This window comes from Pseudonocardia lacus, from assembly GCF_018531445.1.
In the GTDB taxonomy this organism is placed as follows: Bacteria; Actinomycetota; Actinomycetes; order Mycobacteriales; family Pseudonocardiaceae; genus Pseudonocardia; species Pseudonocardia lacus.
Map to the genome: position 1 here is coordinate 17,423 of NZ_JAHDTH010000014.1, position 24,534 is coordinate 41,956.

Sequence of the window (24,534 nt, forward strand, 5' to 3'; positions counted from 1 at the left end):
ATACATAGCAGTGCTATACCTCGGTATGCATAGCGTTGATATGTCACCGAGGAGGAGCAATGCCCGTCGAGTTCCTGAACCCGCCCGCCCTGCCCCAGCCCGAGCACTACTGGCAGATGTCGGTGGCCTCCGGGTCGCGCACCGTCCACCTGTCCGGCCAGGTCGCCCGCGCCGCCGACGGCACCCCGGTCGGCGACGGCGACCTGGCCGCCCAGGTCGAGCAGGCCTACCTGAACGTGGCGGCCGCGCTGGACGCCGTCGGCGGCAGCTTCGCCGACGTCGCCAAGCTGACCGTCTACGTCGTGGACTGGTCGCCGGACAAGCTGCCCGCCCTCGGCGCCGGCGTGGGCAGGGCCGCCGAGCGGCTCGGCACCGACCTGCGGCGCCCGATCACGCTGCTCGGGGTGGCCGGGCTCGGCGAGCCCGACCTGCTGGTCGAGGTCGAGGCCGTCGCCGTCCTCCCATGATCGCGCTCTTGCCGTCCGGCGCGGCCTCGCGCAGGCTGGGGCGACGGCACGGGCTCCGACGGGGGAGTGATCGGTGAGGGTCGAGACGCAGCTGCCACTGGGCAAGGTCGATCCCGGGCTGCGGCCCGCCGACACGACCGTCGACATGCGCACCTTCGGCCGCCAGGCCGAGCTCGTCGAGCGGCTCGGCTTCGACGGCCTCGCGCTCACCGAGACCAAGGAGGACCCGATCGTCGCGCTCGCCGTCGCCGCCGAGCGCACCGAGCGGATCCGGCTCAGCACGGCCGTGGTCATCGCCTTCCCCCGCAGCCCGACGGCCGTCGCGCTGAGCGCGTGGACGATGTCGCGGCTGTCCGGCGGGCGGTTCACCCTCGGGCTGGGCACCCAGGTCAAGGGGCACATCGAGCGCCGGTACGGGGTGCGGTGGTCGGCACCCGGGCCGTGGATCAAGGAGTACGTGCAGGCCGTTCGGGCGGTCTGGCGCACGTGGCAGGAGGGCGTGCCGCTCGACCACCACGGCGAGCACTACGACCTCACCCTGATGAACCCGCTGTTCGACCCCGGCCCCATCGAGCACCCGGACATCCCCGTGCACCTGGCCGCGGTGCGCCCGGGGATGGCCCGGATCGGCGGCGAGGTCGCCGACGGCGTCCGGCCGCACCCGATCTGCACCCGCGCCTACCTCGAGGAGGTGCTGCGCCCCGCCGTCGACCGGGGCGCCGCCGCGGCGGGGCGCGACCCGGGCGCCATCGAGGTGGTGGCCAGCCCGCTGATCGTCACCGCGCCGACGGAACGGGAGCTGGAGGCCCGGGTCAGCGACGTGCGGGCGCGGATCTCGTTCTACGCCTCCACCCGCACCTACCGGCCCGTCTTCGCCCACCACGGCTGGGACGACATCGCGGAGGAACTGTCGACCCTCTCCCGCGCGCAGCGGTGGGCCGAGATGGAGCGCCTGGTCAGCGACGAGATGGTGGAGACGATCGCGGTGGTCGGCACCCACGACCGGATCGCCGAGCGGGTCTGGCGGCGCTACCAGGGGGTGTGCTCCGCGGTGGAGTTCAGCCTCCCGGTCAACGGCCCGGCCGACGAGGAGCGGATGACGGCGGAGGTCGCCGCGGTCCGGCGCGGGTTCTGACCGGTCCGACGGGTTGCTCCGTCCGGCAGCGGGTAGATCGTCCGCATGGCTGACGACGTGCAGGCCGAGTTCGACGACGCCGTGAACATGACCGCCGGCGAGCTGGAGAAGTGGCTCGACACCGACGAGTCGAAGGCGGCGGGGCAGGACAAGGGCGGCGGCGAGTCGACCGGGCACGCGTCCGGGCGGCGGATCGTGGAGATCCTGCGGGCGGAGAAGACCGACCTGACCGACGACGACCGCGCGCACATGCGCAAGGTCGTCGGCTACGTGCACCGCCACACGGCCCAGCGCCCGAAGGGCGACATCGAGGGCAGCACCTGGCGGCACTCGCTGATGAACTGGGGCCACGACCCGGTCAAGTGACCGGCGCGAGATCCGCATGACGCGCCTCGGGGAGCGCGCGGAGGTGCATGGTCTACATCCCGTGGGCGCCCTCCCTCCGCTGTCCTCGCAGCACGCTCTGCGAGGACACCCACCACCGCTACCGGCGCAGCGCCAGCAGCTCCCCCTTGCCGACGCCGATCGTCGTCGTGACGAGCGCGGGGTCGGCCTCGATGAGCGCGCGCAGCGGCGCGATCTCCTCCGGGTGCGAGGTGGCGTTGTCGGCCACCAGCACCCCGCCCGGGCGCAGCACCCGCGACGGGTGCGGCCACCACCCCGGGTACTCGGTGCGCTCCGCGTCCAGGAACAGCAGGTCGACCTCGCCGTCGCCGTAGCCGGCCAGCGCGGCGCCGCCGTCGTCCACCCGGAAGGACACGTGCTCGCCGAGGCCGGCGCCGTCGACGGTGCGCCGGGCGTGCTCCTGCGCGGTGGCGTCGGTGTCGACGGTGACGACCCGGCCTCCGGTGGCCCGGGCGGCGTCGGCCAGCCAGAGCGTCGACACCCCGAGCGACGTGCCGATCTCGACGATCGTCGTGGCGCGCAGGGACTGCGCGAGGAACCACAGGAAGCGCCCGGCGTCGGGTTCCAGGACGCGCCACCGGTCGAGCCGGTCGGCCTGGCGCGCGTCGTGCTCCTCCGCGGCCCGGGTCAGGTCGTCGATGATCTGCTGCACCGTGGCGTCCACGACCGGATCATCCCAGCCGGGGGTCGTCGTGCAGCCGGGCGTGCAGGTGCACGTCGTGCCAGCCGTCGACGTGGCGCATGTGCCCGCGCATCGTCCCCTCCAGCGCGTACCCGGCCCGTTCCGCCACCCGGCACGACGCCGTGTTGCGCACCGAGTGGACGAGTTCGATCCGGTGCAGCCCCAGCACCGTGAACGCCCAGTGGCCGGCCAGCCGCACGGCCCGCGTCGCCACGCCGGCGCCGCGGGCGCCCGGTAAGACCCAGTAGGACACCTTCGCGCTGCCCGCGAAGGGCCGGAAGCCGCGCAGGGCGACGTAGCCGATGAGCCGGTCGTCGGGGTCGGCGACGGCCCAGCAGGCGTCGGTGCCGGCCCGCCACAGCCGGCCCCAGCCGCCGACCCACTCCGCGGCCTCGTCGGGGTCGAGCCTGCGCCGGTGCCAGTGCTGGATGTCCGGGTCGGCGAAGGCGACGAGCACACCCGCGGTGTCGCGGGGCCGCCACGGGCGCAGCCGCACCCCGTCGCCCCGCAGCGTCGGCTGGACGTGGCGGGCCAGGGCGGTGCGGGGCAGGGCGGGGGCGACGAGGAGCGGCACCGGCCGATCCTCCCGGAAATCGCTGGCCGGGTTCCGGTGAGCGCGGCTATCGTCCTGTCGTTCGCTCCGGTTCCTCCTGAGAAGGCGATGCCATGGTCACCCCCCGGTCGCACCGGGGCGGATGACGACCCGGCCGACAGTCGGCCGCCTCCGCGCGTCTCGCGCGCGGCATCGTCGTGCCCCGGTGCTCGTCAGCACGTCTCACGAGCACATCCTTTTGGAGCACACCCGAAGTGACCACCGATTCCCTGTCCGCCTGGTACGCGGACTTCTTCACCGAGCTGCCCAACGCCTTCTGGCGGGCGGCCGTCCCGGCCGAGGCGACCGCCGCCGAGGTCGACTTCCTGCAGCGGGCGACGGGCCTGCCGCCGGGCGGGCGCGTCCTGGACGTGGCCTGCGGCAGCGGCCGGCACGCCCTCGTGCTGGCCCGGCGCGGGCACCGGGTCACCGGCCTGGACGTGTCGACCGAGGCCGTCGGGTTCGCCCGGGCCGCGGCCGCCGCCGAGGGCCTGGCGCTCGACCTGCGCGTCGGCGACATGCGGGCGCTGCCCGCGGACGTCCGGGCCGACCTGGCGATCTGCATGGGCAACGCGTTCGGCTACCTCGACCACGAGGGCACCCGGGCGTCCCTGGCCGACCTGGCCGGGCTCGTCGTGCCCGGCGGCGCGCTCGTCCTGGACTACGCGTTCGCGGCCGAGTCGCTGCTGCCCGGGCTGAGCCTGGACGAGGAGCCGATGACCCTCGGCGGGGTGGAGGCCACGCAGGTCAACACCTACGACGCCGTCGACGGCCGGTGGCTGACGGAGTTCACGTTCCGCCGCGGCACCGAGGTGCACCGCGGCACGAGCGTGCAGCACGTCTACACCGCGGCCGAGGTCGTGCGGCTGGTCCGCGGGGCCGGGTTCGGCGGGGTCGAGCTGTTCGGCGACCCCGACGGCGCGCCGTACGCGTTGGGCAGCCCGCGCCTGCTGCTGGTCGCCCGCCGCTGACCGCGTCGGGGGGAGGGATCCGCGGTCCCGGCCGTGGGACCCTCCCCCGACCGGTGAGTCGCGGGCCCGGTCCGAGTCGTACCCGCAGCGACCGACCGGGAGGAAACCGCCATGACCACCACCGACCGCAGCCCCGCCCTCGCCGCGCTGGACGTCCTCGTGGGCTCGTGGACCGTCCGGCCCGTCCCCCCGCCGGAGTGGGGCGTCGTCGACCCCGACGCCATGGCCGGCGGCGTCACCTTCGAGTGGGCGCTGGGCGGCGCGTACCTGGTGGGGCGGTCGCACGCCCCCGACCCGGTGCCCGACAGCATGACCGTCATCGCCCCCGACGGCGACGGCTACCGCCAGCACTACTACGACTCCCGCGGCGTCACCCGGCTCTACCGGATGACCCTGGCCGACGGCGTCTGGACGCTGCTGCGCACCGAGCCCGACTTCTCGCCCCTGGACTTCGCGCAGCGCTTCGTCGGCGAGTTCGACCCCGACGCCACGACGATCGCCGGGCGCTGGGAGCAGTCCCACGACGGCGGGCGCACCTGGGAGCTGGACTTCGAGCTCACCTACCGGCGCTGACGTGACCGATCTGCTCACCGCGGCCATGGCGGGCGAGCCGGGCGCCTTCGACCGGCTCGTCGGCCCGCACCGGGCCGAGCTGGAGGCGCACTGCTACCGCATGGTCGGCTCCCTGCACGACGCCCAGGACCTGGTCCAGGAGACGCTGCTGCGGGCGTGGCGCGGCCTGGGCGGGTTCGACGGCCGCGGCCCGATCCGGCCGTGGCTGTACCGGATCGCCACGAACCGGTGCCTGACGCTGCTGGAGCGGCGCGGGCGCCGCGAGCTGCCCACCGACCTGGCCCCGGGCGCGGCCGAGGCCGCCGAGCGGTCGTGGCTGGAGCCCTACCCCGACCAGCGGCTCGACGCGCCGGGGCAGAGCGCCGAGCAGCGCTACGTGCTGCGCGAGGGCGTCGAGCTCGCGTTCGTGGCCGCGCTGCAGCACCTGCCGGCCCGGCAGCGGGCGGCGCTGGTGCTCTGCGAGGTGCTGGCGTTCACCGCCGAGGAGGCCGCCGGCATGCTCGACACGAGCGTCCCGGCGGTGACCAGCGCGCTGCAGCGGGCCCGCCGCACGCTGCGCGGCCGCGCGCACAGCCAGCAGGACGTCCAGCGCGCGCTGGGCGACGCGGGCGTGCGCGACCTCGCCGACCGCTACACCGCGGCGTGGGAGGCGGGCGACGTCGACGGGATCGTCGCGATGCTGACCGACGACGCCCGCTACGCGATGCCGCCGCAGCCGGCCTGGTTCGAGGGCCGCGCGGCGATCCGGGAGTTCCTGATCGGCGGCCCGCTGGGTTCGCAGTGGCTGTTCCGGCCGGCCCGCGCCAACGGCCAGCTCGCGTTCGCCACCTACCTGCGCGAGCGGCCCCACGAGCGCTGGGTCGCCGGGGGCCTGGACGTGCTGGCCCTGCGCGGCGACCGGATCGCCGAGGTCGTGTCGTTCCTGGGGCCCGAGGTGTTCGTCGCGTTCGGGCTCCCGACTTCCCTCGACCCGACCGATGATCCGGCGGCACCGGCGGGGTTGTAGCGGTATGAGCGACGACGAGAAGACCATCCGCGAGCAGATCGAGCGCTGGGCCGAGGCCGTGCACCGCGGCGACGTGGACGCCGTGCTGGCCGACCGCAGCCCCGACATCGTCATGTTCGACGTGCCGCCCCCGCAGGACGGCGTGCGCGGCATCGACGCCTACCGCGAGACCTGGCCGCCCTTCTTCGAGTGGCTGGCGTCGGGGGCGCTGTTCGAGGTCGTGTCGGTCGAGGTGACCGCGGGCGTGGACGTCGCGTTCGCGCACGCGCTGCTGCGCTGCGGGATGCCCGACGAGCTGGCCGCGAACCCGGACCACCGGCTGCGGGTCACGTTCGGGCTGCGCAAGCGGGACGGCCGCTGGCTCGTCGCGCACGAGCACCACTCGTTCCCCGACGCGAGCGGCGCCGACGCCGACGCCGTCCGGGCGCTGCACCGGCGCTGGTACGCCGCCACGGCCGCCAAGGACCTCGACGGGATCATGGACGGCATCGCCGACGACGTCGTCTCCTACGAGCACGAGGCGCCGCTGGTGCACCGGGGCGCCGACGCCGTGCGCGAGGTCTGCCGCGGCGGGCTGGAGGCGTCCACCGGCACCGTCACCTGGGACGTCCCCGACCTGGAGGTCGCCGTGGTCGGCGACCTGGCCGTCGGCTGGGGGCTCAACCGGGTGCGCGCCGACGGGCACGAGTCGTGGTCGCGGGGGACCCGGGTCTTCCGGCGCCGCGGCGACCGCTGGGAGATGGTCCACCAGCACGTCTCCTACCCCTACGATCCGGGGACGGGCGCGGCGCTGACCGACCTGACCCCGTAATCGTCGCCCCCCGAACAGGGCCAATCCCCGTATCTGCCGCCCGGTCGCCGGGCTCATCATCGCTGCGGCGCGGCCGACCGGCGGCGGCCCGATGGGTGATGTTGGGGGAAGCCATGGACCGGATCCACGACGTCGTGGTCGTCGGCGGGGGCATCGCGGGATCCGCGCTGGCCACGGTGCTCGCCCGCGACGGCTACGACGTGCTCGTGCTGGAGCGCCAGACGTCCTACCGCGACAAGGTGCGCGGCGAGACGCTGCTCTGCTGGGGCGTCGTCGAGCTGCAGCGGTTGGGCCTGGAGCAGGTGCTGCTGGACGCCGGCGGGTGCTACGCCACGCGGATGGTGCCCTACGACGAGCTCCTGCCGCCCGCGCACGCCGAGGCGGCCGCCGCGCCGCTGGCCGGGCTGCTGCCCGGCGTGCCGGGCGCCCTGGACGTCGGGCACCCCGAGGCCTGCGAGGCACTGGCCACCGCGGCTGCCGGCGCTGGGGCGACGGTCGTCCGCGGGGTGGGCGACGTTGAGGTCGTGCCCGGCGAGGAGCCCGTCGTGCGGTACGAGCACGACGACGTCGCGTACCAGGTCGGCTGCCGGCTGGTGGTCGGCGCGGACGGGCGGATGTCGACGGTGCGCCGGCAGCTGGGCATCGAGCTGCAGCAGTGCGCCCCGCGCACGATGGGCGGCGGCATGCTGGTCGACGGCCTGCACGACTGGCCGGCCGGGCAGATGTCGCTGGGCACCGAGGGCGACGTGTACTACCTGATGTTCCCCCGGGCCGGCGGGCGGGCGCGGCTGTACCTGATGCACGACCTCGCCCAGCGCGGCCGGTTCGCCGGGCCCGACCGGGAGAAGGCGTTCCTGGACGCCTACCAGCTGAGCTGCATCCCGGGCAGCGCGATGTTCGCCGCCGCCGAGCCCGCCGGGCCGTGCGTCTTCTACCCGATGAACGACAGCTGGGTCGACGACCCGCGCGCGCCCGGCGTGGTGCTGATCGGCGACGCCGCCGGCTGGAACGACCCGATCATCGGCCAGGGCCTGTCGATCTCGCTGCGCGACGTGCGGATGGTGGCCGACGTCCTGCGCGCGAGCACCGACCGCTCCCCCGCCGCGTTCACCCCCTACGTCGAGGAGCGCCGCGAGCGGATGCGGCGGCTGCGGATCTCGGCCGAGGTCGTCACCGCCCTGTCGGCCACGTTCACCCCGCAGGCCACCGCCCGGCGCGCCGCCTACAGCGCGGTGTTCCGCACGGACCCCGTGCTGGGCGGTCCCAGGCTGGCCACCATCGTGGGGCCGGACCAGCTGCCGGCCGAGGGGTTCACCAGGCAGAACGTGGAACGGATCCTGGCGATGGGCTGACGCGATCCTCAGCCGACGAGCGTGAACCCGAGCGTGACCGTGTCGAACCGCTCAACCCCGCCCGCCCCGGCCGACGCCCTGGTCGACACGCTCAACTCGCCGGGCTCGAAGGGCGCACCGGTGAGGTGCGGCAGCACGGCGTCCCACACCACGGGCCCACCCGGCAGGCAGTCGACGTAGGCGTCGAACATGCCGAACGCCCCGCTGGAGAACTGCACGGCGTCGCCCGACACCCTCACCCGGGCGGCCTCAGAACAGGTGACGGTGCCCTCGACGATCGGGTACCCGGTGCCGCCGTCGATGACGCCGCCGGTGGTCTCGATGCCCAGCTCCGGGGACGTCCCCCCGGCGGCGGACGCCGTGCCGGGCAGGGTCACCGCGGCGACCAGGGCGACCAGGGCGACGACGGCTGACGCGGTGGTGCGACGCACGAGAACTCCCACGAGGTCCCCCGATGGTGGGCGGTGATCGTCGCATCTCTAGCGGGGAGCCACCGCGGGTGTCAATCCGCGCGACCCGGCCGGCCGCCGTAGCGCCCGGCTGGACGAGAGCGGATGTGGTCCAACGTGGTTGGACGGATGCCGCTTTCGTCCGGTCGGGGGCGAGGTGTGCGCGGCGGGCGATCGTGCGTGGAGCCGGAGGTCGGGATCGAACCGACGACCTACCGCTTACAAGGCGGTTGCTCTACCACTGAGCTACACCGGCGGTGGAACTTGCCTTCCACCTGCGGAGACTCTACCCAACAGCCCGCAGCGACACATGCACAACGCTATCACCAGTCGACAGCGTGCCGCGGACGCAGGAGGGTGGAAGCGGGAAGGGCGCATCCTCGCTCATGACCGACGCCACCCCAGGTGAGGTGTTCGTGCTCTCGCGGGAAACTCATGTCGTGCATCGCCCACACCCAAGCAGCGACGGCGTCAGCGATCGCATGTCGCGCCAACGCCGTACCGGCACCTCGCCGGAGCTCGCGCTACGCAGCGAGCTGCACCGGCGAGGACTGCGGTTCCGGGTCGACCGGACGGTCGACGTCGACGGATTGCGCCGGCGCCGTGCGGATGTGGTGTTCACCCGTCGCCGGATCGCGGTGTTCGTGGACGGCTGCTTCTGGCATGCCTGTCCACTGCACGCGACATCGCCGAAGGCGAACGGGGAGTGGTGGGCGGCGAAGCTGGCCGGCAACGTCGCGCGGGACCGGGACACCGACGCACGGCTCGCGGCGGCCGGATGGACGGTCGTGCGGGTTTGGGAGCACGAGTCGGTCCAGGAGGCGGCGGACCGTGTCGAGGGCGTGGCCAGGCCTGCGGGCAACGCCTGATTCATCCAGATCACCGATCGTGCGCGTCGTGAGTGACTCCTTTCTGGGCTCCGCGTAGGGTGCCGATCCGGTCGATGATCAGGGGGATGCTCAGCGTGCTGGACGACCTGTTCCCGGTTTTCGCGGACTGGGCACGCAAGCAAGGCCTCGACGAGGCGAAGCGACGTTTCGGTCGGGCACTGGGCGATGATCTCGACGCCTACGTGGCCGAGTACGAGCGGCGGATCGCGGTGATCGAGAGCGATGATCCGCCGGTGCTGCACGGCCCGAGTGATCCGTGGTACCCGGGACCGAACGAGGCCGTCGACGTGTACTGGCCCGCGCTGCGGACGCACTTCACGACGGCGTTGGGCTGGCCCGACGAGCGGGTACGTCCGGTCGACCGCGCGTCGAGCAAGGTTGTGGCGTATACACCCCATCCGGCCCGGCCGACGTGGACGTCGAAGGGGCTCGTCGTCGGGTACGTGCAGAGCGGCAAGACCACGAACTTCACCTCGGTGATCGCGAAGGCCGCTGACGCCGGCTACAAGCTGGTGATCGTGCTGTCGGGCATTCACAACGGTCTTCGTCGGCAGACCCAGGAGCGCCTCGACGAACAACTGCACGAGCTGCGGCCGACCTCGTGGCTGATGTTGACCGACCGGGCCGACGACTTCCGCCCGCCGAAGATCCAGTCGACGGCGCTGCTGCACGGCCAGGAGTCGAAGGTCGCGCTGTGCGTGGCCAAGAAGAACGCCCGCGTCCTGGCCCGGTTGGACGCGTGGTTGGAGGACGCGTCGAAGCGGCGGATCCTGGCAGACCTCCCGGTCCTGGTGATCGACGACGAGGCCGACCAGGCCAGTGTCGCGACCACGACGATCAATCCGTTGATCAGGAAGATCCTGGCCAAGCTGCCGCGCTGCACCTACATCGGCTACACGGCCACGCCGTTCGCCAACGTCCTGATCGATCCGGCAGCGGACGACCTCTATCCGGAGGACTTCATCCTCAACCTGCCGCGCCCCGACGGGTACTTCGGCACCGAGCGGGTCTTCGGTCGGGACGCGGTCGAGGGCGACGAGGCCAACGGCACGGATCTCGACGGCTTCGACATGGTCCGGTTCATCGACGACAGCGAGCTCGACAAGCTGCGGCCGGCCGGGAAGAAGGCCGAGGCGAGATTCGAACCGGAGATCACCGAATCGCTGGAGGCAGCGACCCGCTGGTTCTGGCTCGCCACCGCCGCTCGCCGGGCCCGCGGCGACGACGAGCACTCGACCATGCTGGTTCACACGTCGATGAAGATCGCGGTGCACGAGAGCTTCAAGGAGCCGTTGATCGACCTTCGCGACTCGACGGTCGCGAAGTTGCGCTCGCGCGACCCGGTCCTCCTCCGGCAACTGCGGTCCCAGTGGGAGGACGAGACCGGCCGGATCCCGCGCGACGAGCTGCCCGAGTTACCCGACACCTCTTTCGGCGAGCTGCTGGAGCATCTTACCGAAGTCGTCGCGGGCACCCGCGTGGTGCTGGACAACTGCCGCAGTGAGGACCGGCTCGACTACAGCGGTGAGCCGCAGGTCGCGATCGCGGTCGGCGGCAACACCCTCAGCCGCGGTCTGACCCTCGAGGGCCTGGTCGTGAGCTACTTCGTCCGGGCCGCGAAGGCCTACGACACCCTGCTGCAGATGGCGCGGTGGTTCGGGTTCCGCCCGGGGTACGAAGACCTGCCCCGGATCTGGATGACCGGGCAGCTGGAGTCGTGGTTCCGTCACCTCGCGACCGTGGAGCACGAGATCCGGCTGGACATCGACCGGTATGAACAACAGGGTCTGTCCCCGCGGGAGTTCGGGGTGCGGATTCGCACCCATCCCGTCCTTCGGATCACGGCGAAGATGGGCCACGCCCAGCCCGCGTACGCCTCGTACGGCGGCCGGCGGATCCAGACCCGCTTCTTCCCCGAGAGCGACACGACCTGGCTGCGCGACAACCTGACGGCCGCGGACACGCTCATCCGCGACGCACGCGCCGACGGCGCCGTCGGGGAGTCGATGCCCGGCGGCGGAAGGCTGTTCCGGGACGTCGACGCCGACATCGTCGAGCGCTTTCTCGGCAGCTACCGCACCCACGCGGACTCCCCCGACCTGGACTCCCGCCTGGTGTCGGCCTACATCCACAAGCAGCGCACGGTCGGCAGCCTGGACCGGTGGAGCGTCGCGGTGATGGGCGCGGACGACGACAAGCACGGCACGGTCCGGCTGGGCGGACACGACTTCGGGCGGATCACCCGCGCGAAGCTCCGCGGGACCGGCCCGGACCGCGCCGACATCAAGACCCTGATGTCGAAGGACCACCGGGTCGTCGACCTGCCGATCACCGCGCAGCAGGCGCGGGCGATGAACGAGTCTGAACTGATGGGGGCCCGCAACACCGACCCCGTCGCTCGCGACCGCGGGCTGCTGCTGCTGTACCCGATCGACCCGCACTCCCAGCCCGACCCGCGCAACGTCCGGACCCGCGCCCCGCTGGACGCCGGGGACGAGGTCATCGGCATGGCCCTGGTGTTCCCCGGCAACGCCGAGGAGAAGACGCGGGTCACCAGTAGCTACGTCAGCGTCGACCTTTCCGCCCTCGCCGTGGAGGAGCCCGAGGAAGCCGAGTACGCGAGTTTGCGCGGCGAGGACGAAGGATGACCGCTCCGCACGACTGGGCCCGCGAGCTCCGCCACTCGTGGCCACTCCTGCGGCCCCGGACGTCGACCGAGGTGACGACCGCGCCCCTGCCTCTCACCTCCGACGCCCATCCGGTGCGGCTGGGGGTCGACGGGGCCGGCGCCCGTCACCTGCTGGTCCCCCTCGGTGAGGGCGACACGACCCGCGGCGACGACGGGGAGGCGACGCTCTCGGTCCGGGTCCGCACCTTCACCTTCGCCCGGGTCCCGCTGCGCTACCTCGACATCGTGTGCCTGCGCCCGGATCTGTTCGACCTGTTCGACGACGTCCTGATCGACGTGCTCGGCGCGATCGCTGCCGCGGACGGGCCCGCGGCCCGCGCTGCGGTCGACATCGTCGCGCGGTGGCGCGCACTGCTCGGCACCCGCCGGGGGCAGCTGCTGACCCTGGTCGGACAGATGTCGCTGTTCGCCGAGCTGACCGTGCTCGACCTCGTCACTCGCGGCCGACCGCTCGACATCGCGTGGTGGCGCGGGCCGCTGCGGGAGCCGCACGACATCGTCCTCCCGGACCGGGCGGTCGAGGTCAAGGCCGTCGGCGCGACCTCGACCTCCGTGGAGATCCACGGTGTGCAACAGCTCGAACCACCGGGACTTCCGCTGGCCCTCGTGCTCGTCGACGTGCAGGAGGACCGTGACGGGGCGACGCTGCCCGAACTCGTCGGGCGGGTGCTCGGCCGGGTCGCCGACCGGGGTGAGGCCGGCAGGCTGCTGGCCGCCGCCGGCTACTCGACACCCGACGCCGACCGCTACGACGAGCGGTTCGCCGTGACCGGACTCGGCACGGTCGAGATCACCGAGGCCGTCCCGCGGATCGTCCCGTCCTCGTTCGGCCCCGACGGCGTCCCGAAGGGCATCGGTGCGGTGACCTATCACCTGGGCCTGGATTCCCTGGACGTGCACGTCCAGCGCGGGGAGAGCGCGCTCCTCGAGTGGGTCGGAGCGACGACATGACAACGGCGCGGTGGTGGTCGCAGCCGGTCGCGGCCGAGGGCTCCACGGCCTCGAAGGGCATCCGTCGCCAGTTGGGCAGGCCCCAGCTCGACCCGCTCACCGTCCTGATCCGGGAGACCGCGCAGAACACCTGCGACGCGGCCCTTCCCGGCGGCGGGGACGTCGAGTTCGCGGTGCGCCTGCACCGACTGTCGGGCAACAAGTACGCCGCCTGGCGTGACTTCCTGCTGCCAGAGCCGGAAGGTTCCAGCCTGGGCCTCACCGAGGCGATGGCGGCTGCACCGCTGATCATGTCCATCTCCGACCGCGGGACGACGGGCCTCGGCGGGCCGCTGCGCGCCGACGAGAACCCGCTCGACGGCGAGCGACCGGACTTCGTCAACTTCATCCGGAACGTCGGCGAGCCCAAGTCCGTCGACCTCGGGGGCGGCTCCTACGGGTTCGGCAAGGGGATCCTCTACAACGTCAGCCGCTGCCACGTCGTCGTCGCCGACAGCGTCTGCGAGTTCCGCGGCAGACTGCAACGCCGGCTGATCGGAGCCGCGCTGGGCGACGGCTACAACCACGACGGGCGCCGGTTCACCGGACGGCATTGGCTCGGGGTGGCCGACGACGGACACACCCGCCCGCTGCTGGACGACGAGGCGACGGCGATGGCCGAACGGCTGGGCATGCCCCGGTTCGCTCCCGGCGCCACCGGTACGACGGTCACCGTCGTCGACGTCGACCTCGGACGCCGATGGGGCCAGGACGACACCGCCCGCGAACCCGAGGACGCGGCCGACTACATCGTCTCCACCATGCTGTGGAACCTGTGGCCGCGGATGCTGCAGGGCCGGACCAACCGGCTCGTCTGCTCGATGCTGCGCGACGGGTTCCGGTCCGACATCCCCGATCCGGAGCGGCTCGTCGAGCTCCAACCCTTCGTGAAGGCCTACCGCGCGCTGCAGGTGGAGGGGAACTACCAGGTACCCGTCCGCCGGACGCCGCCGACCGAGATCGGTCGCTTCGCCCTCGTCGAGGGCATGGCTCCGGTGGTGGCCGACCCGCTGCTCGCGGCTGCAGCCCCGTTCACCGGCCGGGCCCACCACTGCGCGCGGATGCGCCAGGCCGACCTCGTGGTCGACTACCAGGCAGGTGACGCGCCGGGCGACGAGATGATCCAGTTCGGGGCGGTGTTCCGGGCCAGCATGGAGGCCGACACGTTCTTCGCCGAGGCCGAGCCGCCCACCCACGACGACTGGGTGCTGAGCGGTCTGCGCGGCACGGCTCGTGGCGTGGTCCTGCTGGCCAACGGATTCGTCCGCGATCGGATGAAGGAGCGGCGCGGCGGCGACGGCCCCCGCCCGGCCGGTGAGACCCCCCTTGCCGCGCTCGCCGGACGTCTCGCCGGCCTGATGACCGGCGACGGCGACCTGGCCGAGGCGACCACCCGCTCGGGGTCCGCGCCCACGCAGGGCCGCCGCTCCGGGTCCGGCCCGCGGTTCGTGGTCGCCCCGGAGCTCGTCGACGACGGCGGATCCCCGGTGATCCGCGCCGTGGTCGCCCTGCCGACGTGGCCCACCACCCGCACCGTGACCGTCGAACCGGTCGTCGTGCTGGACAACGGCATCGAGCCAGCCGAGGACGGTGCCGGCCGACCGGTCGTCATCGGATGGCGGTCCACCGACTCCGACCGGTCCGTCGCAGGCGCGGAACTCCTGGTCGACCGGGACACCGACCGCACCTGGGAGGTCCGGGTCCGCGCGCTGCCCGACGCTGTGGTCCGCCTCGGACTGTCCGTCCGCGAGATCGGGGCGCAGCGGTGAAGGACGTCCGGCCGTTCTTCGTCCCGCGGAACGACCTCGTCCGGGTGTCGACGTGGAGCCGCCTGGTCGAGGACGACTGGGAGGACCTCGGGGCCTTCGTCGAGAACTGGGACTACCGCACCCGGCTTCACCTGCGCTGCCACGTCGCGTGCGACGTCGCCGCAATCCGCACGTCGGCACGGCTCGACGACGGAAGTCCGATCGGCTGGTCGCTGGGCTGGCGCGCCACCGACACCGGTCTCCTCGGGGATCCCGTCGTGGTGCCGGTGTCGGACGAACCACAGACCGTCGTCCTGGACATCCCGGCCGACCGGGCAGGCGCCGGCCTGATGCTGACCCGCCGGATCGTGCTGCGCCGCGACCGCATGTCGGCAACCCCGGGCACAGCCCGATGGGCCGGGAGCATCCTGTGGTCCGACGAGACACCGCTGCGGCTCACCGGACAGGGCTCGGCGTTCCCCAGCGAGGCGGTGGACTTCCGCGCGTACGGCCTGGATCCCGCCGTCAGCTGGTACCTCGAGCTCCCCGCCACCACCGACCTGCCAGCGATGGGATCGATGCTGCTCCTGATCAACTCGGCCGACGCCGCACTCGTCGCTGCGGTCACCCGGCAGCGACGGCACACGGAGGTCCAGACCGCACTGGTCCAGGCGATGGAGGAGGGGGTGGTCGAGCAGCTCGTCCGGTGGGCACTGGTCCGGTGGGACCAGTTGGACGATGTCGAGCCCGACTCGATCGGTGCAGCCGCCCGGACCCTCGCCACCCGGGTGCTGCCCGATCCCGACGGCTGGACCGACCCCCACGTGGACCAGATGGATCTCACCGCGGCCATCATCGCCGGCGCCCGCCGGATCGGCTGGGGCAGGTCGTTGGCATGACCCAGCTGTGGCCACGCCTCGGCCCCGCCGCAGCACGCACGATCTACTTCGGCCTGCGGCGACGCACGATCACCGAACTCGCCGGCGAAGCCCGGCCGACCCACGACCGCGTCACCTACGCCGCGACCGGCGGGAGCCGGGTCGCCCCGACCGAGATCGCCGCGCTCACCGACGACCTCCGCCGCGCCGCCACCGAGTTCGGCTACCCGGTACCGGCCGAGGACGCCGAGCGGATCGCGTTCGACCGGGCTGCCGCTGAGATCCTCTACGCCCGCATGGACCTCACCACCGTCGAGGCCGCCCACAACGGCATCTGGAACTTCCTCGCCCTGGTCGCCGCACCTGACCTCGTCCTCTGGCGCTGGACCGGCAGCACGAACGTCGAACGCTGGATCTGCACCGACCGCACCCGCCACATGTTCGCCCGCCTGTGGTGGCAGGCCCTCACCTTCGACACCCCCACCGGCGACGGCCGCCCCGACCACTCGCTCCTGCGGTCGCTCAGCGAGAGCGACCTCAACCAGATCACCGAGCGTCGCTCCATCGCCGGCAACCCCCGCCTCGCCCAGGCCGTCGCCCGGCTCCTCGCCACGGCCCCGGCCGAGACCCGACGTCGCGACCTGCTGCGCACCATCACCCCCCGCCTGCGCCGCAGACTCGCGTTCGTCGACTTCTCCGTCCTCACCGACGAACAGCTCGACGACCACCTCCGCGTGCTCGCCCAGGCACCGGATGACCACGCGACTGTCACGCCGGCGTGGCACCATCCGATCGCACAGACGTTCGAGTAGCGTCCGATGGCGGGAACGGCGGGAACGGCGGGAAGCGAGGACCCGGTGAGCGACGAGGTGCAGCAGCCCGATACGGTCCGGCCGGTGCCGCAGCTCCGCATGATCGATCTCTTCGCCGGCTGCGGTGGTCTCACCGCCGGCTTCGTGGGCACCGGGTCCTACCGCCCGGTCGCCGCCGTGGAGAACGACTTCGCCGCGGCCGCCACCTACGCCGCCAACTACGGCGAGGACCACATCCACTGGGGCGACATCGGCAAGTGGGTCACCAGCGGGGACGTCCCCGAGGCCGACATCGTCGTCGGCGGCCCGCCCTGCCAGGGCTTCTCCAACCTCGGACACCGCAAGGTCCACGACCCCCGCAACAGCCTTTGGCGCCGCTACCTCGACACCCTGCTCATCAGCCGACCCCGGGCCTTCCTGCTGGAGAACGTCGACCGCTTCTACAAGAGCGACCAACTGAAGTCCCTGATCCACGAGACGTTCCGGGACGGGCGGTTGCGGGACTACCGCATCGACGCCCACATCGTGCGGGCCACCGACCACGACGCCGCACAGCTGCGGAAGCGCACCATCGTGATCGGTACCCACCGCGACCTCCCACAGGTTCTCGTCCCGCGGGATCAACGGCCGAGCACGGAGTGGACGACGGTCAAGAGCACCATCGCCGACCTGCCCCGCTGGATCGACCCCGACCACCGCGATCTCGCCGACATCACCACCACCGCCTTCGGCCTCCCCATCGCCGGCACGTTCACCTCGACGGACCTGCACGTGACCCGCCGCTACACCGACCTGTCACTGCAACGGTTCTCCCACATCCCGGTCGGCGGCAACCGCATGAACCTCCCCGACGAGCTCAAGGCGCGCTGCTGGATCGGCCACGACACCGGATCTCATGATGTGCTGGGGCGCATGCACTGGGACCGACCCTCGGTCACCATCCGCACCGAGTTCTTCAAGCCCGAGAAGGGCCGCTACCTGCACCCGGAGGAGAACCGGGCCATCAGCCACCACGAGGCCGCCCGCCTGCAGGGATTCCCGGACGACTACCGCTGGCGCGGCACCAAACTTGAGATCGCGAAGCAGATCGGCAACGCGGTTCCGGTCCCGCTGGCGCGCTCGCTGGCGCGGCATCTCCGGGACTCGCTGGAAGAGTGAGCGGACGGGCGCGACTGTCGGGTCAGGTCGGGAAGTAGCCGGCGCACGTCCCGTCGGGGGTGCCGACGAGCATCGCCCGGTCGAGGAACGTGTTGTTCAGCTCGCAACTCGTCTCCGGCAGGAGCACACAGGAGTGGCAGGCCGCCAGGTTGAGGCTGTCGGTGCCGGCGGCCTCGGACTCCATGCAGAGCGGATCGGCAGAGCACCAGGACGCCCTCGCGATCGCCGATCGCAGCGAGGTCGCGAGCCGGTGCGGCTCGCCCTGGCCGACGAGTCCACCCAGGCTGCCGGCCGAGTCGCTGCTCGCCGTGTAGATGAGCACGCCGGCCATGTCGTCGGAGATGTAGAGGCGTTCGCGCAGGGCCGAGGCCGGATAGCCGGCGTCGAGGCTCCACTCGTTGATCAGCGCATGGGCGAGGGTGTGGACGAGCACGAGACGGGCCCGGACCGGTGAGGGCGGGAGCTGACGGGCCGTGCCCGCGCGTCGGGCCATGATCGTCTCGTGCTGCCTACGGATCTGCCTGGCACGCCGTTCCGGTGATTCCGGTCGATCGGCGGGCGTCTCCCACCCTTCCAGAGCCGCCGCGTCGAGCGTCAGGAACACGCCCTCACCGATGACCTCGACCCCGGGGAGCCAGTCGATGCGATCCGTGCTCAGCTCGGCGAGGCGGGCCCGGTCGTCGCCCTCGACCGGGGCGTCGACCCGGGTGAAGGTCTGCAGGACCCGGACCTCGCGGAGCCGTTTCACCAGCATGGTCTGCCCGATCCCCGGCGGGAGCGGGGTCGAGGTCGCCCCGGACGGCGGCACGCACTCGAACTCGTCGGTCTCATCGCCGCCCTCGAGCTGACGGTACTCCTCCACGCGGATGACGTCGGCAGCCTCGAACCCGGTCAGCACCGAAGGATCCGGGCGCTCGCCCGCCTCGTAGCTCTCGAAATCGCGGACCGCCCGGACCACGTCCGCGGCGGAGTACTGCACGCCGGCGAGGCCCTGTCGCTCGGCCTGCTCGGCGATCAGCGCGTCGTCCTTGCCCCGCCACATCTTGATGTACCGGCCGACGTTGTCGTAGAGCTCCCGGGAGAACGGTGGGATCGACAATGCCGACCGGACGACCGGGAACCAGGCCGCGGACGACCCGCGCTGGAGGGTGCGGCACTCGGCGGCGCAACCATCCACCCGGCCCGCCTGTCCGAGCCAGGGGCGGCCGCCACGGCAGGTGTACCTGATCGACGCCATCGCTCCGGGGCCGAACGCGCCTTCCATCGACGCCTCCTTGCCGCAGCTGCAGCCGATGACGATCGATCGCAGGGAGGCGGTCCTGCCGGTTGTGCGGACCGACAGCTCGTGACGGTCCGCGCCATCATCACCGGGGCGGCCGCTGTGGACCCACTTCCAGTAGGGGAACTCGTCGAGGTGGCCGTTGCGGCAGGCGACGACGAATCGCGACGGGGTCAACGGCCCACCGCAGGACGCGCACTGGTTGCCGTTGCGGGGCGAGTTGAAATCCTTGTGCGGTCGGAGGTTGTGCTCGCACTGCCCGGTGCCGTCGACGCCGCGCCCGGGGCACGAGTAGAAGTCCGGGAACAGGCGGACCCGCACGCCGTCTCCCGCAGGCGGGTCGGAGGCGGGCGGCAGGTAGAAGCCCCGCACACCGAGGCGGGTCTGCAGACGGAACTCCCGCAGGTCCGGCTCGCCCCGCACATGCCAGCTGTCGAGGCCGCCCACGATGTACGACCGCTCGCCCAGGGCGATCATCGCCCCGACACCGTAGGTGGTGATGAGTTGGGTACGACGGACCGACCCCTCGGGTTTCCTGGTCCGCGCCTCGCCGATGGCGCCCCGGCGACGTGTACGAGCGGGCATCTCAGATCTCCGGGTAGAGGTGGGACTCGACGTCGACGTCGCGGAGGCTCCACATCGTGTCCTGCGCCTCCTCGAGGTCCTCGTCCTGGGCGAATGCGCGCAGCAACGCCGTGGCCGGACCCCGTGGGCCGCCACCGATGACCCGCCGTGGCGCTTCGTAGACCAATGGATTGTCCCGGGCCAGCTCCCGCCAGTCCTCGATGAACCAGGTCAGGTCACGCTCCGTACCGGGGCGCTCCTCGGTTTCGACTGCCGCCACCCGGTCCAGGATCACCTGACTCACGACGTACACCTCGTCCAGGAAGTCCTCCACCCGCGCCGCGGCGTCGTTGGGTCGGGCGATCGGATGCAGGACGCGGAGCAGCCCGACGAGGACGGCATGCAGAGCCCGATCCCGGGCGCGGGCCGCGAACGGCGTGACGCTGGTCGACTCGACCTGCCGGTACAACGCGGAGTGGTAGGACGCGAAGTCCTCGTAGTGCGACCGGTCCCGGGACCGTGACGAGTTGAGCATGGTGACCACCAGCCCGGGATCGCGGCGCCCGACCCGACTCGTGGCCTGGATGTACTCCGCGGTGGTCTGCGGTTGGCCCATGACGGCCATCAGACCGAGCCGTTCGACGTCGACCCCGACCGAGATCATGTTGGTCGCCAGCACCACGTCGATCGTCGACCGGTTCGGGAGCCCGACGAACAGCTCGTTGAGCTGCTGCGGGATCCTGCTCGACTCGATCCGACTGGTGAGCTCGGCCAGGATGTCCACCGAACGTCCCGATCCGCCCTCCCGCCCGGCCAGCTGGGTCAGCCGCTCCTGGACGTCGGCGTGAACCTGCAGCTCGGCCGCCGACAGCAGCCGGAGGCTGTTGAAGTAGCCCACCAGCGTCCAGTAGGCGTCGCGGACCACCTCGTCGCCGTCGATGCGGGCAGCGTGGTGCAGCAGGGCCGCGTACACGCGGATCAACAGGGTCGCCTGGCTCGTGGCCGGCGCGAGCACACCGACATAGCGCCGGGTGGCCTTGGCGGTGCGCGGCGCCTCCACGGCGAACCAGGAGTCGCGGGCGTCCAGACCGGCCGGCGGGAACTGTTGCACCTCGCGGTCGAACAGCCGCGCTCCCTGTTCCTGCGCCCGCCGGATCGTGGCCGTCGACGCGATCACTTTCGGTCGCCCCGCGGCGACGTCGATCGCGGTCTCGTACAGGCCCGCGAGGGTGCCCAGCGGTCCGGAGATCAGGTGCAGCTCGTCCTGGATGACGAGCTCCGGCGGCGGGGTGCCCTCCGGGGCCCCATCGCGGTTGAACAGCGACGCCACTGTGCCACGCCAGGCGATCTGGGCGAACTTGTCCGCGGTCGCGATGACCAGGGTGGGGCGGACGGCGTAGAGGTCCTCGTCGACGACGTGGACGGGCAGCCCGGTCCGGAACTCGCACTCGGCGTTGCGGCAGAGGATCGACATCCGCCCGGCCCGGCGGTCGACGTGGTAATCCTGGTGGTCCATCGGGGTGGCGCACCAGGGACAGGAGCGCAGCTGCACCGGGTTCTTCTCCTGCACGGGCCGATCCCTGCGCAGTTCCTCCAGGCTCTTGAATGCATCGTCGAGCCGGTTGGGCGTCGCGGCGGCGCCGACCCACATCCCGATCGAGATCGGTTCCGCCCCCAGTAGTTCGACATTCCCCCGCCGCAGGACGTCCATTGCGCAGATGAGGGTTGCGGCGCGCTCGAACTGCTGGAGGGTGAGCAGGCGCAGGGTGTACCGCATCAGCACCGTGACGCCTCCACCACGGTCGCCGTGCCGGATCCGCCGCAGGAAGGTGGTGAATGCGATGAGCCCGAGGTAGGCCTCCGTCTTGCCGCCACCGGTGGGGAACCACAGCAGGTCCGCGACGCCGCGATCAGGGCTGTCGGTGTCGACGATGCCGTCCAGGCAGAGCAGCACGAACCCGATCTGGAACGGCCGCCAGCGCCCCTTCGAAGGATCGGGCAGGCCCGACCGATCGGCCCGCATCCACATGGTCCTCGCCCGCTGATGGGCCATGGCCTCGCAGGCGAGTCGGAACGCGATGCGGGCACTCTCGTCGCGAGCCAGGAGGTCGATGCCGATACGCATCCGTCGGGCGGCCCGGGCGCAGGACTCGATCTGGGCCGCGGCGACGGGCCCGAGATCATCTGCCCCCAGCGCGGCCGCGTCCTGCGAACGGTCCGCGATCCACTGCTGGTATCCGTCGACCAGGGTCCCGAGGGTGTCCACGAGCTCCTCGGTCGATGCCGTCGCCAGGTCCAGCATGCCCGGCTCGGTGACCTCGGGGTTGGAGTCCGTCAGGAGGACCTCCCGATCCGGGACGAACGACGACCACACCGACGCCGTTGCAGCACGCGTGGCCGACCGGGCCCCGCGGGGCGCGGGCGGTGTCCAGTCCCAGTCCGCCGAGCAACCGTGCCCGGTCGCGAACATCGGAGCGTGCCGGTGCAGAAGAGCGCTGAGCTGCAACTCCTTCTCGTCGGCACTCAGGCCCTGCGGCCGTTCGACCAGCGCGGCCGCCTCGCCCGGCACCTCGATGCGCAGCTCCGGCTGGAAGATGCAGAGCGGGTCCAGCAGTTGCTTCGAGTCGGCGACGACCTGGTCGTTGACCAGCGTCACCGTCACGGCGGCGACACCGTCCGGGTCGGCAGCGCGAACCCGGATCCTGACCTGCAACCCGACACCCAGATCGATCGAGGGTGGCGTGGCTGCCGCACCGACGGAGATCGCGAGCGGATCGACCGTGAAGGGGCGTCTGCGCCACTTCACGGTGTTCTCGTCGTCGGTGCCTCTGCGTTCTGCTCGTTCAGCCCGGACCGCCGCTCCGCCGGCGTCGATCGGTTCATAGGTTGCGCCGGTGACGCGCAGCGTCACGGTTGTGGTCTGCCGGGTGTCCACCGCAAAGGTGATCCCCATGGCCGACGGCATCGAGCGGTTGGCCATGGCCACCCCGGTGTCGGGAACCTCGTCGACAGTGGCGTTCGCCGGGGTGAGGTCGACGTCCTGCTCGTTCACCCGCTCTCCGGTCGACCCGCGTCCACGGTCGCGCGGATAGAGCACCCCGGTGATGTAGGCGGTCGCCGGTTCCTCGTCGAGCACCTCGTCCTGGCCGCCGACAGGCCCGAGGAGGTCCCGACGCAGCCGCTCCACCAGTTCGTCCCGGAACAGGTAGTGCGGGCCGAGATCACGCATCGTCGCTCTTCCCGTCGTACCGGAACAAGCTGAGTCCGGTCAGCCGCGGTGCCAGCCACATCCCCCGATCACCGATCCCGGCGATCGACCCGGAAGCGACGCTCCCGGTCACCGTCTCGATCGCATCGATCCGGACGTCGAAGAGGTATCGGGGGTAGCTCTTGGGCTGATAGACCTTGCGCCCGCCGAGTACGCGGAACATCGACCGGCGGAAGGCCTCCGATACCACTCCAATCGGAAGGTCGCGGCGGATGATCAGATACGGTGGACTCATCCCGTCCTCGACAGCCGTCTGCGTCAGGCGCTCGAGCACGACAGGATCCCCGGGCGCGACCTCGGACATCATCCGTTCCTGCAGTTCCTCGACCCCGGCCCGGAATCCGACGGTTCCGGCCGGGTCGGTCGGATGGACGTCCTCACCGCCGATCTCCAGACCGAAGCGCTGCCACTTCTGCCGGCCGAATCGCGCGTACCGCCCGGCGCGGCCGTCCCGCCTGACATTCCAGGTGCGCAGCGGGTCGGTCCAGCGGAGGTCGTCGCGCGGTCTGGTCATCGCGACGTAGAGGAGCCGGGCTTCCTCGTCCTCGGGCGTGTCCTCGCCCTCCCTGAGCGGTCCGGGGTCGATGACGACCACCTGGTCGAACTCCAGTCCCTTGGCACGATGGAAGGTCGACACCACCAAGGCACTCGGCGGCTGAGCGGTGATCTCGTCCGGCAGACGCTTCTCGGCGACGAGCCGTCGCAAACGGTCCATGTCGACCGAACGGCGACCACGGTCCCCTGCCGAGCGGACCAGGAGCCCCCACACGACGTCCGGATCGTGGTGCCGGGGCAGGGCGAGTGTGTCGGTCAGCGCCTCGTAGGCGGCCCGGGTGAGCACGGTGCCTGTGTGCTGTCGGAACAACCCTGCGAGCCAGGCAGGTGCGACTCGCTCCTGCACGGTCCGCTGGACACGGTGGGGCACCTCGCCGCCGGCGAGCAGACCCGACGCCAACAGGGCCTCCCCGTTGGTCCGGCAGAGGATCGCGGTGGTCCCCGGCGTCTCCCGGAGCTCGCGCCGGACGAGGTCGTCGCTCAGCTCACCGAGGTACAACGCTCCCATCAGGCTGGTCCGCAGGGACTCGTAGCGGCCGCCGCTCCCGGAATGCGCTGCTTCGGCCGATTCCCGCAGCTCCGGGCCGAACGGGAGCGCCGTCCGGGCCTCGTCCGTCCGCGCCCGGAAGTTCCGGGTGAGTTCGAGCTCGGTGAGCTCGTCGCCGAACCGCGAGCGCAGCCACCGGAAGCAGGCGTCTGCGCCCCGGGCCCGCTCCTCCGGGTCCTCGATCTGGAATCCGTAGATCGACTGGGCGGCGTCGCCGACCACGGTGAAGTCGCAGTCGCTGTGCTCGATCACCGCCCGCACCAGCTCCAGCCGCACCCCGACGAGGTCCTGTGCCTCGTCGACGACGAGATGGCGGATGTCAGCGAGGCGTTCGTCCGCAGCGCCGGTCCGGATCCGGGCGACCGCCGCGGCGATGCGGTCGTCGAACGGTTCCCGGTGCCACTCCCGGTCGCCGTCGAACTCCATGAGCAGGTCCAGCGCCCAGGAGTCGAACGTGCGCACCGGCACCAGCCGGCCGGCCTGACCGGTCGCCCCGAGCCGCTCACGCAGTTCGCGTACGGCGCTCCGGGCGAAGCTGAGCACCAGCACCTCATGGACCCGCAGGTCCTCTTCCGCCAGCAGCCGGGCCACTCGTCGGACCATGGTATGGGTCTTGCCCGCCCCCGCACCCGCGGTGACGACCAGAAAGGTCTCGGCGGGGAGATCGACGACGGCCTGCTGCTCGTCGGTCAACTCCGCCGAGTGCCCCTGTC

Annotated in this window: 21 protein-coding genes and 1 tRNA gene; 15 read left to right on the forward strand and 7 right to left on the reverse strand. The window is 72.0% G+C overall.

The annotated features are described in order from the left end of the window. Window positions 1-59: 59 nt before the first annotated feature. The 3 genes from KIK08_RS05160 (at window position 60) to KIK08_RS05170 (ending at window position 1,968) form a co-directional block, all read left to right on the forward strand. The gene (locus KIK08_RS05160; protein ID WP_214401828.1) at window positions 60-467 is read left to right on the forward strand and encodes a RidA family protein; all 408 of its coding nucleotides are present in this window, start codon (window positions 60-62) and stop codon (window positions 465-467) included. A gap of 73 nt (window positions 468-540) precedes the next feature. After that, window positions 541-1,602 carry a TIGR03617 family F420-dependent LLM class oxidoreductase gene (locus tag KIK08_RS05165; protein ID WP_214401829.1) on the forward strand — a complete coding sequence of 354 codons (1,062 nt, stop codon included), beginning with the start codon at window positions 541-543 and terminating at the stop codon, window positions 1,600-1,602. A 45-nt stretch (window positions 1,603-1,647) separates the two neighbouring features. Then, window positions 1,648-1,968, forward strand: coding sequence for a DUF3140 domain-containing protein (locus KIK08_RS05170; RefSeq protein WP_214401830.1), 321 nt, complete (start codon window positions 1,648-1,650; stop codon window positions 1,966-1,968). A gap of 118 nt (window positions 1,969-2,086) precedes the next feature. Here the strand turns inward: KIK08_RS05170 and KIK08_RS05175 are convergent, their stop codons facing one another. Both KIK08_RS05175 and KIK08_RS05180 read right to left on the reverse strand, forming a co-directional pair. Beyond that, complete coding sequence (locus KIK08_RS05175; protein WP_214401831.1) at window positions 2,087-2,671, reverse strand: O-methyltransferase; 585 nt, start codon at window positions 2,669-2,671, stop codon at window positions 2,087-2,089. Window positions 2,672-2,678: 7 nt separating this feature from the next. Beyond that, window positions 2,679-3,263 (reverse strand): GNAT family N-acetyltransferase, encoded by a 585-nt coding sequence (locus KIK08_RS05180; protein ID WP_214401832.1) that lies wholly within the window; start codon window positions 3,261-3,263, stop codon window positions 2,679-2,681. Window positions 3,264-3,496: 233 nt separating this feature from the next. Between KIK08_RS05180 and KIK08_RS05185 the strand changes: the two genes are divergently transcribed. The 5 genes from KIK08_RS05185 to KIK08_RS05205 all read left to right on the forward strand — a co-directional run bounded on the left by KIK08_RS05185 (window position 3,497) and on the right by KIK08_RS05205 (window position 7,994). Next, window positions 3,497-4,252 carry a class I SAM-dependent methyltransferase gene (locus KIK08_RS05185; RefSeq protein WP_214401833.1) on the forward strand — a complete coding sequence of 252 codons (756 nt, stop codon included), beginning with the start codon at window positions 3,497-3,499 and terminating at the stop codon, window positions 4,250-4,252. A 111-nt stretch (window positions 4,253-4,363) separates the two neighbouring features. Then, entirely contained in the window at window positions 4,364-4,825 is a 462-nt protein-coding gene (locus tag KIK08_RS05190; RefSeq protein ID WP_214401834.1) for a hypothetical protein, read from the forward strand. Window position 4,826: 1 nt separating this feature from the next. Beyond that, the gene (locus KIK08_RS05195) at window positions 4,827-5,831 is read left to right on the forward strand and encodes a sigma-70 family RNA polymerase sigma factor (protein ID WP_308257405.1); all 1,005 of its coding nucleotides are present in this window, start codon (window positions 4,827-4,829) and stop codon (window positions 5,829-5,831) included. A 4-nt stretch (window positions 5,832-5,835) separates the two neighbouring features. Further along, the gene (locus KIK08_RS05200) at window positions 5,836-6,642 is read left to right on the forward strand and encodes a YybH family protein (RefSeq protein WP_214401835.1); all 807 of its coding nucleotides are present in this window, start codon (window positions 5,836-5,838) and stop codon (window positions 6,640-6,642) included. A gap of 113 nt (window positions 6,643-6,755) precedes the next feature. Beyond that, a complete protein-coding gene (locus KIK08_RS05205) occupies window positions 6,756-7,994 on the forward strand; it encodes an FAD-dependent oxidoreductase (RefSeq protein WP_214401836.1) in 1,239 nt (412 codons plus the stop codon). Window positions 7,995-8,002: 8 nt separating this feature from the next. Here KIK08_RS05205 and KIK08_RS05210 read toward each other — a convergent pair whose 3' ends face one another. After that, window positions 8,003-8,425 (reverse strand): hypothetical protein, encoded by a 423-nt coding sequence (locus tag KIK08_RS05210; RefSeq protein ID WP_214401837.1) that lies wholly within the window; start codon window positions 8,423-8,425, stop codon window positions 8,003-8,005. 199 nt (window positions 8,426-8,624) lie between these two features. Further along, a tRNA-Thr gene (locus KIK08_RS05215) sits at window positions 8,625-8,699 on the reverse strand. 130 nt (window positions 8,700-8,829) lie between these two features. Between KIK08_RS05215 and KIK08_RS05220 the strand changes: the two genes are divergently transcribed. The 7 genes from KIK08_RS05220 to KIK08_RS05250 all read left to right on the forward strand — a co-directional run bounded on the left by KIK08_RS05220 (window position 8,830) and on the right by KIK08_RS05250 (window position 17,608). Beyond that, window positions 8,830-9,312, forward strand: coding sequence for a very short patch repair endonuclease (locus KIK08_RS05220; RefSeq protein WP_308257406.1), 483 nt, complete (start codon window positions 8,830-8,832; stop codon window positions 9,310-9,312). A gap of 86 nt (window positions 9,313-9,398) precedes the next feature. Next, window positions 9,399-11,981 (forward strand): Z1 domain-containing protein, encoded by a 2,583-nt coding sequence (locus KIK08_RS05225; RefSeq protein ID WP_214401838.1) that lies wholly within the window; start codon window positions 9,399-9,401, stop codon window positions 11,979-11,981. After that, window positions 11,978-12,973, forward strand: coding sequence for a PD-(D/E)XK motif protein (locus tag KIK08_RS05230; RefSeq protein ID WP_214401839.1), 996 nt, complete (start codon window positions 11,978-11,980; stop codon window positions 12,971-12,973). The genes KIK08_RS05225 and KIK08_RS05230 overlap by 4 nt, the downstream gene beginning before the upstream one ends. After that, on the forward strand, window positions 12,970-14,781 hold the full coding sequence (locus tag KIK08_RS05235; protein WP_214401840.1) for a hypothetical protein: 1,812 nt from the start codon (window positions 12,970-12,972) through the stop codon (window positions 14,779-14,781). Before KIK08_RS05230 ends, KIK08_RS05235 begins: the two co-directional genes overlap by 4 nt. Then, window positions 14,778-15,659: a hypothetical protein gene (locus KIK08_RS05240; protein WP_214401841.1), complete on the forward strand. Its 882-nt coding sequence runs from the start codon at window positions 14,778-14,780 to the stop codon at window positions 15,657-15,659. The genes KIK08_RS05235 and KIK08_RS05240 overlap by 4 nt, the downstream gene beginning before the upstream one ends. Further along, window positions 15,656-16,450 carry a DUF6339 family protein gene (locus KIK08_RS05245; protein WP_214401842.1) on the forward strand — a complete coding sequence of 265 codons (795 nt, stop codon included), beginning with the start codon at window positions 15,656-15,658 and terminating at the stop codon, window positions 16,448-16,450. Before KIK08_RS05240 ends, KIK08_RS05245 begins: the two co-directional genes overlap by 4 nt. Before the next feature lie 84 nt (window positions 16,451-16,534). Continuing rightward, window positions 16,535-17,608, forward strand: coding sequence for a DNA cytosine methyltransferase (locus KIK08_RS05250; protein ID WP_308257407.1), 1,074 nt, complete (start codon window positions 16,535-16,537; stop codon window positions 17,606-17,608). A gap of 22 nt (window positions 17,609-17,630) precedes the next feature. Here the strand turns inward: KIK08_RS05250 and drmB are convergent, their stop codons facing one another. From drmB to KIK08_RS05265, 3 genes are all read right to left on the reverse strand, one after another. Further along, window positions 17,631-19,472 carry a DUF1998 domain-containing protein gene (gene drmB / locus KIK08_RS05255; protein ID WP_214401843.1) on the reverse strand — a complete coding sequence of 614 codons (1,842 nt, stop codon included), beginning with the start codon at window positions 19,470-19,472 and terminating at the stop codon, window positions 17,631-17,633. 1 nt (window position 19,473) lies between these two features. Next, window positions 19,474-22,587 carry a helicase-related protein gene (locus KIK08_RS05260; RefSeq protein WP_308257408.1) on the reverse strand — a complete coding sequence of 1,038 codons (3,114 nt, stop codon included), beginning with the start codon at window positions 22,585-22,587 and terminating at the stop codon, window positions 19,474-19,476. An 85-nt stretch (window positions 22,588-22,672) separates the two neighbouring features. Then, window positions 22,673-24,514 carry an ATP-dependent helicase gene (locus tag KIK08_RS05265; protein ID WP_214401845.1) on the reverse strand — a complete coding sequence of 614 codons (1,842 nt, stop codon included), beginning with the start codon at window positions 24,512-24,514 and terminating at the stop codon, window positions 22,673-22,675. Between the last annotated feature and the right edge of the window lie 20 nt (window positions 24,515-24,534).

Bases quoted from the DNA above. Each gene is read 5' to 3' on its own strand.
- KIK08_RS05160 (WP_214401828.1), top strand. From the start codon at position 60: ATGCCCGTCGAGTTCCTGAACCCGCCCGCCCTGCCCCAGCCCGAGCAC.
- KIK08_RS05170 (WP_214401830.1), top strand. From the start codon at position 1,648: ATGGCTGACGACGTGCAGGCCGAGTTCGACGACGCCGTGAACATGACC.
- KIK08_RS05190 (WP_214401834.1), top strand. From the start codon at position 4,364: ATGACCACCACCGACCGCAGCCCCGCCCTCGCCGCGCTGGACGTCCTC.
- KIK08_RS05200 (WP_214401835.1), top strand. From the start codon at position 5,836: ATGAGCGACGACGAGAAGACCATCCGCGAGCAGATCGAGCGCTGGGCC.
- KIK08_RS05205 (WP_214401836.1), top strand. From the start codon at position 6,756: ATGGACCGGATCCACGACGTCGTGGTCGTCGGCGGGGGCATCGCGGGA.
- KIK08_RS05220 (WP_308257406.1), top strand. From the start codon at position 8,830: ATGACCGACGCCACCCCAGGTGAGGTGTTCGTGCTCTCGCGGGAAACT.
- KIK08_RS05225 (WP_214401838.1), top strand. From the start codon at position 9,399: ATGCTCAGCGTGCTGGACGACCTGTTCCCGGTTTTCGCGGACTGGGCA.
- KIK08_RS05230 (WP_214401839.1), top strand. From the start codon at position 11,978: ATGACCGCTCCGCACGACTGGGCCCGCGAGCTCCGCCACTCGTGGCCA.
- KIK08_RS05235 (WP_214401840.1), top strand. From the start codon at position 12,970: ATGACAACGGCGCGGTGGTGGTCGCAGCCGGTCGCGGCCGAGGGCTCC.
- KIK08_RS05245 (WP_214401842.1), top strand. From the start codon at position 15,656: ATGACCCAGCTGTGGCCACGCCTCGGCCCCGCCGCAGCACGCACGATC.
- drmB (WP_214401843.1), bottom strand. From the start codon at position 19,472: ATGCCCGCTCGTACACGTCGCCGGGGCGCCATCGGCGAGGCGCGGACC.